General features: G+C 53.0%; 11 protein-coding genes and 1 pseudogene. 6 read left to right on the top strand and 6 right to left on the bottom strand.

Annotation, left to right across the window (positions count from 1 at the left end; translation table 11 throughout):
• Position 1 precedes the first annotated feature (1 nt).
• The 5 genes from flhC to O1721_RS21010 all read left to right on the top strand — a co-directional run bounded on the left by flhC (position 2) and on the right by O1721_RS21010 (position 4,933).
• Positions 2 to 574: a flagellar transcriptional regulator FlhC gene (gene flhC, locus O1721_RS21030; protein WP_015571589.1), complete on the top strand. Its 573-nt coding sequence runs from the start codon at positions 2 to 4 to the stop codon at positions 572 to 574.
• A gap of 85 nt (positions 575 to 659) precedes the next feature.
• Positions 660 to 1,556, top strand: coding sequence for a flagellar motor stator protein MotA (gene motA / locus O1721_RS21025; RefSeq protein ID WP_017692837.1), 897 nt, complete (start codon positions 660 to 662; stop codon positions 1,554 to 1,556).
• Positions 1,553 to 2,458 carry a flagellar motor protein MotB gene (motB, locus tag O1721_RS21020; protein ID WP_017692838.1) on the top strand — a complete coding sequence of 302 codons (906 nt, stop codon included), beginning with the start codon at positions 1,553 to 1,555 and terminating at the stop codon, positions 2,456 to 2,458. The genes motA and motB overlap by 4 nt, the downstream gene beginning before the upstream one ends.
• Positions 2,445 to 4,433 carry a chemotaxis protein CheA gene (gene cheA / locus O1721_RS21015; protein WP_032649208.1) on the top strand — a complete coding sequence of 663 codons (1,989 nt, stop codon included), beginning with the start codon at positions 2,445 to 2,447 and terminating at the stop codon, positions 4,431 to 4,433. The genes motB and cheA overlap by 14 nt, the downstream gene beginning before the upstream one ends.
• Positions 4,430 to 4,933 carry a chemotaxis protein CheW gene (locus O1721_RS21010; RefSeq protein WP_015571587.1) on the top strand — a complete coding sequence of 168 codons (504 nt, stop codon included), beginning with the start codon at positions 4,430 to 4,432 and terminating at the stop codon, positions 4,931 to 4,933. The genes cheA and O1721_RS21010 overlap by 4 nt, the downstream gene beginning before the upstream one ends.
• 65 nt (positions 4,934 to 4,998) lie before the next feature.
• Here O1721_RS21010 and O1721_RS21005 read toward each other — a convergent pair whose 3' ends face one another.
• The 6 genes from O1721_RS21005 to rbsK all read right to left on the bottom strand — a co-directional run bounded on the left by O1721_RS21005 (position 4,999) and on the right by rbsK (position 11,861).
• On the bottom strand, positions 4,999 to 6,054 hold the full coding sequence (locus O1721_RS21005) for an ABC transporter ATP-binding protein (RefSeq protein ID WP_032649205.1): 1,056 nt from the start codon (positions 6,052 to 6,054) through the stop codon (positions 4,999 to 5,001).
• Position 6,055: 1 nt separating this feature from the next.
• A complete protein-coding gene (locus O1721_RS21000; RefSeq protein ID WP_032649201.1) occupies positions 6,056 to 7,267 on the bottom strand; it encodes an ADP-ribosylglycohydrolase family protein in 1,212 nt (403 codons plus the stop codon).
• Positions 7,264 to 8,664 carry an extracellular solute-binding protein gene (locus tag O1721_RS20995; RefSeq protein WP_032649199.1) on the bottom strand — a complete coding sequence of 467 codons (1,401 nt, stop codon included), beginning with the start codon at positions 8,662 to 8,664 and terminating at the stop codon, positions 7,264 to 7,266. The genes O1721_RS21000 and O1721_RS20995 overlap by 4 nt, the downstream gene beginning before the upstream one ends.
• A gap of 14 nt (positions 8,665 to 8,678) precedes the next feature.
• Positions 8,679 to 9,578, bottom strand: coding sequence for a carbohydrate ABC transporter permease (locus O1721_RS20990; RefSeq protein WP_017692842.1), 900 nt, complete (start codon positions 9,576 to 9,578; stop codon positions 8,679 to 8,681).
• Positions 9,578 to 10,501, bottom strand: a complete 924-nt coding sequence (locus O1721_RS20985; protein WP_223230137.1) for an ABC transporter permease — start codon at positions 10,499 to 10,501, stop codon at positions 9,578 to 9,580. The genes O1721_RS20990 and O1721_RS20985 overlap by 1 nt, the downstream gene beginning before the upstream one ends.
• Positions 10,502 to 10,622: 121 nt before the next feature.
• Positions 10,623 to 11,861 carry a ribokinase gene (gene rbsK, locus O1721_RS20980; RefSeq protein WP_032649197.1) on the bottom strand — a complete coding sequence of 413 codons (1,239 nt, stop codon included), beginning with the start codon at positions 11,859 to 11,861 and terminating at the stop codon, positions 10,623 to 10,625.
• A gap of 772 nt (positions 11,862 to 12,633) precedes the next feature.
• On the opposite strand from rbsK, the pseudogene O1721_RS20975 reads away from it, so the two are divergent.
• Positions 12,634 to 12,861, top strand: a pseudogene (locus O1721_RS20975) (DUF1272 domain-containing protein).
• The last annotated feature ends 100 nt before the right edge of the window (positions 12,862 to 12,961 follow it).

The raw sequence follows: 12,961 nt of genomic DNA, 5'->3' as shown, positions 1-12,961 counted from the left end.
AATGTGCGAGAAAAGTTTATTGCAAGAAATTGAAGAGGTAAATATTGCCATGGGGTTAATTAACCTTGGGGCAAGAATGCAGGTTCTGGAATCTGAAACTTCTTTAAGTCGTCGGCGTTTACTGCGCTTGTATAAAGAGTTACGCGGCTGTCCGCCTCCAAAAGGGATGCTCCCTTTTTCTGAAGACTGGTTCATGTCATGGGAGCAGAATATTCACTCTTCCATGTTCTATAACATTTACCTTTATCTTCAGAAAACTGGGGGCGGGCGTCCTATTGAAATATTGATGAAAACCTACCGTCTTTATCTGGAGCAGTGTGGTTCTTGCTGCGACGATAAACCTGTCCTGGGGCTAACGCGTGCCTGGACATTATTACGCTTTATCGACTGCGGTATTATTTCCCGTAAGGCCTGTAGCGTTTGTTCCGGTGGTTTTGTGGTCACGACGGAATTCATCAAAAACCCGTTCACCTGTAGTTTGTGTAGCCCTCCTTCGCGGGCATTTAAGAAATCGCAGGTCAACCTCAGCGGAATCGCAGGCAATTATGCCACGCCGGAAATTATGACAGCCTGACGGATGTTCGATGGCAATGCACAGGATGGCGTTTTATTCGATGCCACGGCACTCGACATCGGTCAGCGAGTAAAAAGGAGAGAGTGTGTTAGTTATCTTTGGCTATCTTGTTGTTATTGCTACCGTATTTGGTGGGTTCGTACTGTCTGGTGGTAATCTGCTCGCGCTGTTCCAGCCTTTGGAATTGTTAATTATCGGCGGTGCCGGGGTCGGCGCTTTTATTGTTGGTAATAACATGAAATCCCTTAAGGCGACGGGTAAAGCTATCGTGAAGCTGTTCGTGGGGAAACGCTACAACAAAACGGTTTATATGGACCTGATGGCGCTTATGTTTTTGCTGCTGTCAAAAAGTCGTGTTCAGGGACTCATGTCACTTGAGAAAGACATTGAAGATCCGGCGGGCAGCGAAATTTTCAGCGCTTATCCTCGTCTGATGAGCGATCCGATGTTAAGCAACTTTATCCTCGATTACTTCCGCCTGATGATTGGCGGAAGTATGAACTCGCATGAAATCGAAGCGTTAATGGATGAAGAAATTGAAACCTGCGAAGAGGAGCTTGAGGTTCCGGCCCACAGTCTGAATACCGTCGGCGATGCCTTTCCGGCCTTTGGTATTGTGGCTGCCGTCATGGGGGTAGTGAACGCGCTCGGTGCCGCGGACCGACCCGCAGCCGAGCTCGGAATGCTGATTGGCCACGCGCTGGTGGGCACGTTCCTCGGAATTTTGATTGCCTACGGGTTTGTATTACCGCTCGCAACCCTGCTGCGTCAGATGAGTTCCGATCAGGTCAAAATCCTTCAGTGTATAAAAGTCACGCTGCTCTCCAGTCTAAACGGCTATGCGCCACAAATTGCCGTGGAGTTTGGCCGAAAAACCATTTTTACCAGCGAACGGCCTTCCTTTGAGGAGCTTGAAGAGCATGTGCGGGAAGTGAAATCCAGCGCCAGCCTTAAGTCTAAGTCTGCGGATGCCACGGCATGAAAAACGATTCCCCGATAATCATTTCGCGCAAGCGAAAGAAGAAAAAGCATGCTCATCACGGTGGTACGTGGAAAATCGCCTACGCCGATTTTATGACCGCGATGATGGCGTTCTTCCTGGTAATGTGGCTGATTTCTCAGTCCAGCACGGTGCAGCGGGAGATGATCGCCGATTACTTCCGCATGCCGCTTAAGCCATCTATGGCCAATGGCGACAAAACCAGCCTGAGCGACAGCATCATCCCCGGCGGCGGTGACGATCTGATGAAGCAGGACGGAGAAGTGGCGAATCATAAGCGGGTACAGAGCGAGCGGCAGCGCTGGATGGAGAGCCTGAAACAGGCCAGAGATAAATTGCAGCAGATGATCGAAACCGATCCCCGGCTCAATAACTTTAAATCCAACATTATGCTGCGTCTTACCAACGACGGCCTGCTCATTCAGATCACCGACAGCCAGGATCGCCCGATGTTTAGAGTAGGCAGCGAGCTGCCGGAATCCTATATGAACGGCATTTTGCAGGCGCTTGTGCCGCTGTTGCAGGAGTTGCCCAATAAAATCAGTCTCACCGGCCATACCGACTCGCTTCCCTATGCGGGCGGCACCTCCGGATACAGTAACTGGGAACTTTCTTCCGGACGCGCCAACGCCGCGCGCCGCGTGCTGGTTAAAGCAGGTCTTGACGATGAGCGTTTTCTTCGCGTGATCGGCACGGGAAGCCGTATGCCTTTAGAAAACAGTGATCCCTCAAGTCCGGCGAATCGCCGTATTAGCATTTTGGTATTAAGTAAAACCAAAGAACAGGATATCCGTCTGGAAGACACGCGCATGCATCGCCCAGAAAACGTCCTGAACAACACTACGCAGCAGGAGGTAAGGGGGTATAGCGATGGACATGAATGATTTCACCGAGATCTTTTTTACCGAAGCGGAAGAGCTGCTGGCCGAGATGGAGAAGCATTTGCTGGAGATTGATGCCGCATCGCCGAATCCTGAACAGGTAAATGCCATTTTTCGCGCAGCGCATTCTTTGAAAGGCGGGGCAGGGACTTTTGGCTTTAATGCCCTGCAAGAGACCACGCATCTACTTGAGAACCTGTTTGACCAGGTGCGAGCCGGAGAACGCTCGCTTAACCGAACGACCGTTAATCTATTTCTGGAATGTAAAGACATTATGCAAGCGCAACTGGAAGCCTATCAGTCTTCGCAGGAACCTGATGAAGCGAGTTATCGCTATATTTGTGAAGCCCTGCGCAAGATTGCTCTGGAAGACAAACATGCCCAGACGGCAGTCGAGTTGCAAGACAAAGCCGCGACGCAGCAGGGGGCAGCTGATGGTGAGCCTTTACTCTGCGTGACGTTGAAGAAAATTCCTGAAAGCGAGCGGGCAATGCTTCAGGAAGAGTTATCCCACATGGGAGAGATTGTCGCTACGGAGAAGGCTGATGATGGCATGGTGGTTCAGCTGCGCACGAGCGCCTCTGCCGATGATATCTCCGCGGTGCTGTGTTTTGTGCTTGAAGAGTCGCAAATCCTTATCGAGCATGTCGTTCAACCAGCGTCGGTTGAAGTGACTTCTCCTGTTACGGACAAGGCTTCTGTAGTCGCGGACCATTCAGAACCGCCTTCACGACCTGCCGCGCCGGTGCCAGCCCGCAGTAATAGTCAGGAATCGGGCAGCATCCGCGTGGCGGTCAGTAAAGTCGATCAGATCATTAACCAGGTGGGTGAGCTCATCATCACCCAGGCGATGCTATCTCAGCTTTCCAAAAAACTTGATCCAGCGAGCTACGACATGCTCTCCAGCTGCGTGGCGCAAATGGAGCGTAATACACGCGAGCTTCAGTCATCAGTCATGTCAATTCGAATGATGCCAATGGATTATGTGTTTAGCCGCTTCCCGCGGCTGGTGCACGATCTGGGTTCTCGCCTGAACAAAGAGGTAGAGCTAACTCTTCGTGGCGGCTCGGCCGAGCTGGATAAGAGCCTGATCGAACGCATTATCGACCCACTGACTCATCTGGTGCGTAACAGTCTCGATCACGGCATTGAGCAGAAAGAAGAACGTGCCCGTAAGGGGAAGTCGGTAGTGGGCAATCTTATCCTCTCGGCGGAACATCATGGCGGCAATATCATCATTGAGGTGACTGATGATGGTGCCGGACTGAACCGGGAGAAAATCCTCGCGAAAGCCCGCTCCCAGGGAATGAATATCAGCGACACCCTCAGCGATGAGGACGTATGGATGCTGATTTTCGCCGCGGGATTTTCCACCGCAGAAAGCGTGACGGATGTTTCCGGGCGCGGCGTGGGTATGGACGTGGTCCGTCGTAACATTATGGCCATGGGCGGCCATGTCGAAGTCCTTTCAAAGCCGGGAGAAGGCACGACGATACGCATTATTCTGCCGCTGACGCTGGCAATCCTTGATGGCATGCTGGTGAAAGTTGGACAGGAGATCTATGTTCTGCCGCTCGGCGCGGTAATGGAATCGCTGAGGCCCGGCGAGGATATGCTCTGCCGCTTCGTCGGGGAGGAACGTCTGCTGCAAATTCGTGGCGAATATCTTCCGCTGGTGATGCTGCGTCAGCGCCTATCGGTGCCCGGCGAGACCGCACCTGAAGATGGCATTGTGGTGATCGTCCAAAGCGCTGGATGCCGCTACGCCCTGTGGGTCGATCAGCTCATTGGTCAGCAACAGGTTGTGGTAAAAAACCTCGAACAGAACTATCGCAAAGTACCGGGCGTTTCAGCCGCGACCATTCTCGGTGATGGCAGCGTTGCGCTAATCCTCGACGTGGTTGAACTGTCGACGATGAACGGACAAAAGGAAAACCATGTCAGGCCGACGTTCGGCAAGCAAGGAGTAACAGCATGACCCAAACAACGACAAAGCCTGCGGGCGCGGACGCCATTGCGCAGGAGTATCTGGTTTTTCGTCTCGGTAACGAAGAATATGGGATCGACATTCTGAAGGTACAAGAGATACGTGGATGCGATAGCGTTACTCGTATCCCGAACGCGCCAGGTTTTATCACCGGCGTGACCAACCTGCGCGGTGTGATAGTGCCAATAGTTGACCTTCGCGTGCGCTTCAGTCTTCCTGACGTTCAGCAGGATGACAGTACGGTAGTGATCATCCTTAACCTCAATAATCGCGTTGTAGGAATCGTGGTAGACGGTGTGGTTGACGTGCTGTCGATGGACATGGATCAGATTAAACCGACGCCGGACTTCGCGTCCATGCTATCAAGCCGCTATCTTCTTGGGCTTGGCGTGATGGAAAACAGAATGATCATCCTGGTCAATATCGAAATGCTGCTCAGCCGTGAAGAGATGGATATGGTGGATTCGATGCTGGAAACTAGCCTGGCCTAGCCTGATATATACCCACCGCCATTATAAAATCCCCCTGCGATTGCAGGAGGGATTGATTAAGCATTCTATGACCGCAGGCGCTTACCGGTCTGGGCATCAAACAAGAACATTTTTTCCGCGTCTACGGTGAGGAAGACCTTCTGACCCACGTTGATATCCAGCTTTTCATGGGACACCACGATCAGCTCCTGATCGTTGATACGCACCCGGATCTCCTGTCCTTCCCCGGTCATCTCTATCAGCACGATTTCCGCTGGCATCCCTGACTCGCCGAGCCGGATATAGTGCGGTCGGGTGGCGCAGATGATCTCCATCCCTTCAATATGTGAGCGGAGGGGGCAGGGGAAGCGGTAGCCGTTGTTGAGCACAATCTCGCCGTGCTGAATCACGCCTTTAAGGGTGTTAATTTCCGGCGTGCCGATAAAGCCCGCGACAAACAGGTTATCCGGGTTACGGTACAGCTCTTCCGGGGTGCCGACCTGCTCAATATGTCCGGCATTCAGCACCACAATCCTGTCCGCCATGGTCATCGCTTCCGTCTGATCGTGCGTGACGTAGATGGTGGTGCGACCCATCCGCTGGTGGATCTTACGAATTTCTCCGCGCATTTTATGGCGCAGTTTGGCGTCCAGGTTGGAGAGCGGTTCATCAAACAAAAAGGCCTTCGGGTCACGCACCAGCGCGCGTCCCATCGCCACGCGCTGACGCTGGCCGCCGGAAAGATCCCGCGGGAGGCGATTGAGCAGATGCGTCAGGCCGAGGATTTCCGCTGCCTCTTCCACGCGCGCCATCCGTTCCGCTTTTGAGACGCTGGCAAGCTTCAGGGCAAAACTCATGTTGTCCCGCACCTTCATGTGTGGATAGAGCGCATAGCTCTGGAACACCATGGCGATATCGCGTTTTTTGGCGGGCAGAGTGTTGACCACCTCGCCGTGCATCAGCAGTTCACCGGAGGTGATGTCTTCCAGACCCGCAATCATGCGCAGCAGGGTGGATTTCCCACACCCGGACGGGCCGACCAGCACAATAAATTCGCCTTCGTGAATGCTCAGCGAGATCCCTTTAATGATGCTGACGTTGCCGTAGGATTTACCGAGATTATTTAAAACGATTTGGCTCATGTTACTCTCCTCGCCCGGCGGTGTGGCCTGGCTGCAATAATGGCATGACGTGCTGGCGGTAAAGCGCCGCCGCAGCGAGATCCTGCTGGATAATGCTTTGTGCTGATTCGCTGAAGCGCAGCGCGGCCGTACGCAGATCCAGGCGGTTGGCGCTATCAATACCCGCCAGCACCTCAGGTTCGACAATGGCTTCCCCGTGCAGCGCGCCTAAAATCGCGCCGCTCATCACCCCGATAGAGTCGGTATCACGGCCTGAATTGATGGCGTCTTCCACCGCGCCGCGAAACTCGCCTTCGCGCAGCAGGCAGAAGGCCAGCGCCATTGGCAGTTCCTCAATCGACATCAGGCGCGAGGGCTGGTAGGCCATGGTCGGGACGCCCGCTTTTTCCGGGCCGTGCATCAGGTCATCTCCCATCGGTGAGAAGGGCAAAAGCGCATCGTGCAGGGCGTCAACGACCTGTTGATAATCCCATGCGGTTCCACGGTAGCGACGCGCGACGTCAAGCGTTGCCGCGATGGCCTGGCGGGTGCCGTCTTTAGCCAGTTTCAATGCGATGTTGGTGATAGCCTCAATGGTGATGCCAGGAATAAATGCCGCTGCAACGCAGGCGGCGAAGACCCCGGCGGCCTCCAGCCCATAGCTCTGCTGATGCCCCTGGGTGAAATTAATGGCTTCCTGGTAAGCTGCCTCAGGGTTGCAGGCATTAATAGCTCCGATGGGGGCGGCATACATGGCTGCGCCGCAGTTCACCATATTGCCCACGCCGCCCTGGCGCGGATCGCAGGCGGCCAGTTGCAGACGATGGAAGATCCATTTTTCCGGATAAAACAGGCGCTCAATAACCAGCGCTTCCCGATCCAGTTCCGGCACCCAGCGCGGTTCCCAGGCAATCTTCCGCACAAAAGACTCCCCCATATCCCACGCATCAACGTGACGGCCCAGCTCGCTGTAAACCTCCATCAGGCAGAGTGTCATCAGCGTATCGTCGGTGATGATACCGTTGCCGCGTACGCGGTTGTTGCGCCGTGCGGACGGCTCGTCCATCCGGTGCCAGCGCTGGTGGATGGAGGTGACGCGGCCATATTTCTCCGCGATTTGCCGGGCGGAGAGTTTCTCAACCGGTCCGCCTAAGGCATCACCGAACGCCACGCCATACAGCATGCCCAGAATGCGGGACGTGAACGATAAATCAGCGGCTTGAGTAACGGTCATTTTAATTTTTCCTCTGCATATTCGGTCATGGCGTTTCCACCTGCGGCTTTCCAGGCGCTGACATACTGATCCCACTGATCAAATGACGCTTTGCCAGAGACAAACTGGTACGCCCACTGGTTATAAATACTGCTGGTTGAGTCGATGGCGGCGGCAAACGACGCCGGGAAGATAAAGGCGTTATCCGCCGTAAAATAACGTTGTGAATTGTCGATATAGCGCAGCATCGCAGGCGTCCGCCACTCCACCGGCGGCTTCCAGTTGGCGGCCTGGATAAACCGCGGATACCAGGCATTAATTTTTGGCGTCACGTTTATCGTGTTGCCCTTACGAACGTAGTGCGTGTTCTCGAAGCCCATCTGCTCCATCATTTGCCCTTCCGGGCTTGCCAGAAAATCGAGCAGGATCATCACTTCCTTTTTATGTTTCGAGAGCGAGGACATGGCAAAGCCGCGCGTTTCCATGGAAACATCTGTCGCCGCCAGCCCTTTACCTGCCGGGCCTTCGGGTGGGTCGAGCAGGGTGAGGGTGGCGTCAGGATGGATCTGGCGCATCTTTTCCTGGTACACGCCGACGTTGCCCGGCGATGAGACGGATACCACGCCAACCTTGCCGGTATAAAACTCATCCTCTTTTAGCTCCCAGTTGGTGGTGATGTACTGGGAGGAGAGCAGTCCTTTCTGATAAAGCGAATGGTAGAACTCCAGCTTGCTCCGCTCCTGCGGGCTTATCTGGGCGTTGATCAGCTTGCCCTGATCGTCCTTGAGCCAGGTGGCGTGAATGCCAAACGCCGGGTTCATAAAACCGTCGAGATCGCGCAGGTCTTTCTCGGAGGTGATCCCCCAGCTATCCGTCTTACCGTCGCCGTTGTAGTCACCGGCGTGGATCGCATTGAACAGCGTGACGTACTCCGTCAGCGTTTTGGGTGATGCGCTGAATCCGCTCTTCTGTAACCAGTCCTCACGGATCACCGGCTGGCGCGCGCGCAGGGGAAAGACATACAGCAGGGTCGGATGGTTTTGCAGGCGAAGCTGGTTGTGCGGCCACAGCGCCTCTTTCAGATAGCGGGTTTGCGCAATCCACGGACGCCAGTCTTCAAGAATGCCCTGTTCGACCATCTTCTGGTCGCTGCCGTTGAAATAGATCAGATCAGGGATGGTGCCGGAGAGGAGCATCACGTTCAGCACGTCGGAGTAGCCGGAAGACGACAGGTTGACGATCTCAATGTGGATATCGTGTCCCTGGCGTGCCAGCGCCTGCTCGATTCGCTGAATATGCGCGACATCTTCGCGGTTGGTGGTCAGCAGATCTTTTTCCACAATCCGGATAGTGACCGGCTCGGCCCAGACGGCCTGGCATAACAGCAGGCCGCAGGCGATTGCTGTGAATAATTTCATCGTCATCGCTCCTGTTAACCCTTCACCGCGCCGGACATGGTCCCTTTGGTGAAGAAGCGCAAAATAATCGGGTAGATGGCAATCAGCGGGGCGATGGTTAAGGTGATCATCCCGGCTTTCAGCGCCTTGATGCTGATCTGGCTGGCATCGGTGTAGTTCGACATGCTTTCGACGCCTACCATCGCCAGCTTATCGCCCTCGACGACAAACTGACGCAGCACCACCTGCAACGGCCATTTGTCCGGGTCGTTGAGGTACACCATGGCGCGGAAAAACTCGTTCCAGTGCAGCACCATGTAAAATAACGTGATCATGGCAATGGACGATTTGGCGACCGGCATAATGACGTACCACAGCGTCTGGAACGGGTTCGCGCCATCGAGTTCCGCGGCTTCCAGCAGCTCCTCCGGGATCTCTTCGAACAGGCGAACCAGAATAATCAGGTACCAGGCGAAGACGGCGCGATACAGGATGACGGACCAGTAGCTGTTCAGTAGCCCCAGCTTTTTCATCACCAGAAAATCGGGGATGATGCCCGGCTCAAAGACGATGGTGAACAGGACAAACATAAACAGCCAGCGGCGTCCCGGCAGGCGTTTTTGCGCCAGCGCCCAGGCCAGCAGCACGGTGAAAACTACGTTGATGATGGTGCCCACCACGGTAATCAGCATCGCATTGCCAAACCCGCGCAGCACGGCTTCGTTGGTCAGCAGCAGCTTCCATACGTCCAGCGAAAAGCCCTGCGGAATAATCTCCAGGCCGCTCATACCGGGCACGTTTGCCGGGCTGGAGAAGGATATCGCCACCAGGTTGAGGATCGGTTGTAGCGTCACGACAACCAGCAGCATCAGTACCGAGAGAATGAGCACGTATTCGATGCGCTCAAAAGGGGTGCTTCGTGATGAGATGCGCATTACCAGACTCCTTTACCCGTCAGGCGTTTTGAAACGTTATGTGCCAGCACGATAAGGACCATGCCGATCACGCCTTTGAATAACCCTGCGGCGGTCGCCAGCGAGAACTCCCCGGTGCGCAGGCCCATGCGGTAGACGTAGGTGTCGATGATGTCTATCTGACCGTTCACCACGTCGTTGGTCATGTTGAAGACCTGATCAAAACCCTGGCTCAGGAACAGCCCGACGTTGAGGATAAACAGCGTGGCGATGGTCGGGGTGATAGCGGGCAGGGTGATGTGCCAGATTTTGCGCCAGCGCCCGGCACCATCCATTTCCGCCGCTTCATACAGCTGTGGATCGATGGCGAGGATCGCCGCGATGTAAAGTAATGAATCCCAGCCCGCGCTGCGCCACATTTCAGTGAACACCAGTACCCAGCGGATAGAGCCGCTGTCGGTCATAAAGGGGATCGGATCGTAGCCCATCGATTTAATGATGTCGTTAACCGCGCCATCAACCGGCGAGAGCGTGGCAATCGCGATACTGGCGATCACCACCCAGGAAAGATAATGCGGCAGATAAATCACCGACTGGACAAATTTACGGTAACCGGATGAGCGCACTTCATTGAGCAAGAGCGCCACGATAATGGGAACCGGAAAAATAAAAATCAGCTTCATTGCGCCGATAATCACGGTGTTCTGTATCACCTGCCAGAAAACAGGGGATGACATCAGCGTGGCAAAATACTGCATCCCGACCCAGATATTCGGCGGGATAATACGGTACTGCTCAAACGCAATTTTGGTTTCCCAAATGGGTAAATAGTGCCAGATAAAAAAATAGATAACTCCAGGCAGGGCCATCACGTAGAACGGCCACCACCGGCGTAACGTCTGGCGGCAACGTGCCATGCGGGATAGTGTTTGCTGGTGAGGCATGTTATTTACCTGCGGTATCGCGCCGCCGGGTTTAGATTCTGTCAGGGCTTTCATCGGACATACTCCCATTACTGAAATGGTTGTCGTGAATATAATCTGTGTTTGCAGAAATATGCGTGCGTTAAATTTTCTCGGTGAGAATGTTTTTATCGTTATATTGCGCGAGGCGGGTCAGGACATCTTTATATTCAGGCATATTTGATGCGCCTTCTTTTTCGACGGCCAAAGACGCGAAAGCACAGGCAAATTTTGCTGCCTGAATAATGGATTCCCCTTTCGCCATCGCGGCGGCGAATGCGCCGTTGAAGGCATCGCCAGCACCGGTGGTATCCACACATACGGCTTTCAGCGCCGGGATATGAATAAATTGCTCACCGTCATAAATAAGCGCGCCTTTCGCTCCCATGGTGATGATGACGTGACCTACCCCTTTCGCTTTAATGGCTCTGGCGGCTTCCTTCGCGCTGGCAAGATCCACAATATGAATGCCGGACAGCAATGAGGCCTCAGTCTCGTTTGGGGTCAGAAAGTCCACGTTCTTCAGGCAGCTAACCACATCAGATGACCAGGGGGCAGGGTTCAAAACCACCTTAATCCCGTTACGGCGGGCAATTTCAATGGCCCGAAAGGTAGCGGGTAGATTATTTTCCAGCTGGGTTAAAAAAATATCTGCGTTTTTCACTTCAGGGGTAATCGCTTCAACTTCATCGGCTGTAATGGACCGATTGGCCCCAGGGCTGATGGCAATCATATTTTCACCATCACTTTGACAAACATAAATAAGCGCGGTGCCGGTTTTCTGATCTTTATCCTGATAAAGCGTGAAGCTGTCGATAGCAGAAGATGAAAGATGTTCAAAGGCCATCTGACTAAACTGATCGTTACCCACCTTACCGACAAAATGGGTTTTAACATTGCATTTGCTTACGGCCAGCGCCTGATTGGCGCCTTTGCCGCCGGGTCCAATAATGGTATTTTCGGAGAAAATAGATTCTCCGCTTTGCGGGAAACGATCGACATTAGCAATAATATCAACGTTGAATGAACCCAGAATACAGACTTTACCTTTCATCTTTCGCCCTTTATGTCGGGATTTGATCGTTTTTCTTGACTGCGCGGAGTCAAAAAAATGAATGATATTGCTATCTAAATTATTGACTGATTGGGTATGAAAAATACGGCGTTTGATAATTGCCCCACCGTGGCATCGCTCAATGCCGCCTTCCTGCGCTAATAAGTTCAGGTCGCTGCGAATCGTTTCCCTGGTGACGTTAAATACTTTCGCAAGCTGATTCACCGTCGCCCGTTCGTACCTGTTAAGCCAGGTCAAAATTGCATAATGCCGTTCTTTATTGAGCATAAGGTCACCTCTGTAGTTATATTATTGTTTCCTTGTTGTTAATGTTTTGGTGTTGTTCACAGATCGTTCGACAAAACAAAAGGAAACGGAAATATATGAGGTGATAACTATTTAATATCAATTGGTTATGCTGATTGCGTGAAGGGGGGGCTTTGATTTGCAGTGCGGGGATTTCAACGATGGCATGGGCCATGACGCAACGTTAGATCTTTCTCGGGCGCTTTAGCACGCAGAACATTGGTGTAGGTCTGGGGGGCTGTGGCTGATCCGGCATGAACCGGAATACCTGAACGTATAGCGATAATCGCCGGACTAAGTCGAATGGCTCGGAGAACGACAGACACAAAAAAGCCCGCAGGGCTTGCGCCGTGCGGGCTTTCAGGACTTCATCGGATGACTCTGGTAATCACCGATGGAGAATTTTGGTGGCTGGCGTCCTTGTAATTGGTGGACGAGGTGGTTGAGTTTGTTAGGGATTTTGATTTTTTGCGTGAAGGGGAAGGCGCAAAAAGAGCGGCGATGATGTTGATATGGAAGGGTTTTTGTATCTTCTTGATTTTTAAGTTGATTGTTGGGAGCGGGATTTTCCGTGCTAGTTTAGGCTCTGGTGGACGCTATAGGCTTGTCGTTCGTTTCCGGAAGTGAGTGTTTCTGTCGGATAATTCACTCTCTTGAATTTTCCCGCCTGTAGACCATTCTCATCTAATACATATAAACAACTGAAGTCGATACAGGTAGCTGGCCTTAGGTATATTAACAATAAGAGATCACCATGCTTGAACTCCGTCCTAATTGCGAATGCTGTGATAAAGATCTGCCACCTGAATCAAAAGAGGCATACATCTGTTCATTTGAATGCACATTCTGTGTCGATTGAGTGACTCAACGACTTAATGGCCGGTGTCCGAACTGCGGAGGGGAGCTGGTGCGACGTCCAATACGCCCCGAAGCATCCCTCCTGCGACACCCTGCATCCAGTCAGAGTCGCTATAAACAGTAGAGATGAAAACTATGTTCGCTCCTTGCTTATAACGCTCTTCATGATCTTGCTAGCCGTCCGTTGAATGCCACACGCGAACGTTGCTAACTTTGGCCCTTAT

This window comes from Enterobacter cloacae complex sp. HYC033_NIDB (assembly GCF_056673335.1).
This window is presented reverse-complemented; position numbering and strand designations above follow the sequence as displayed.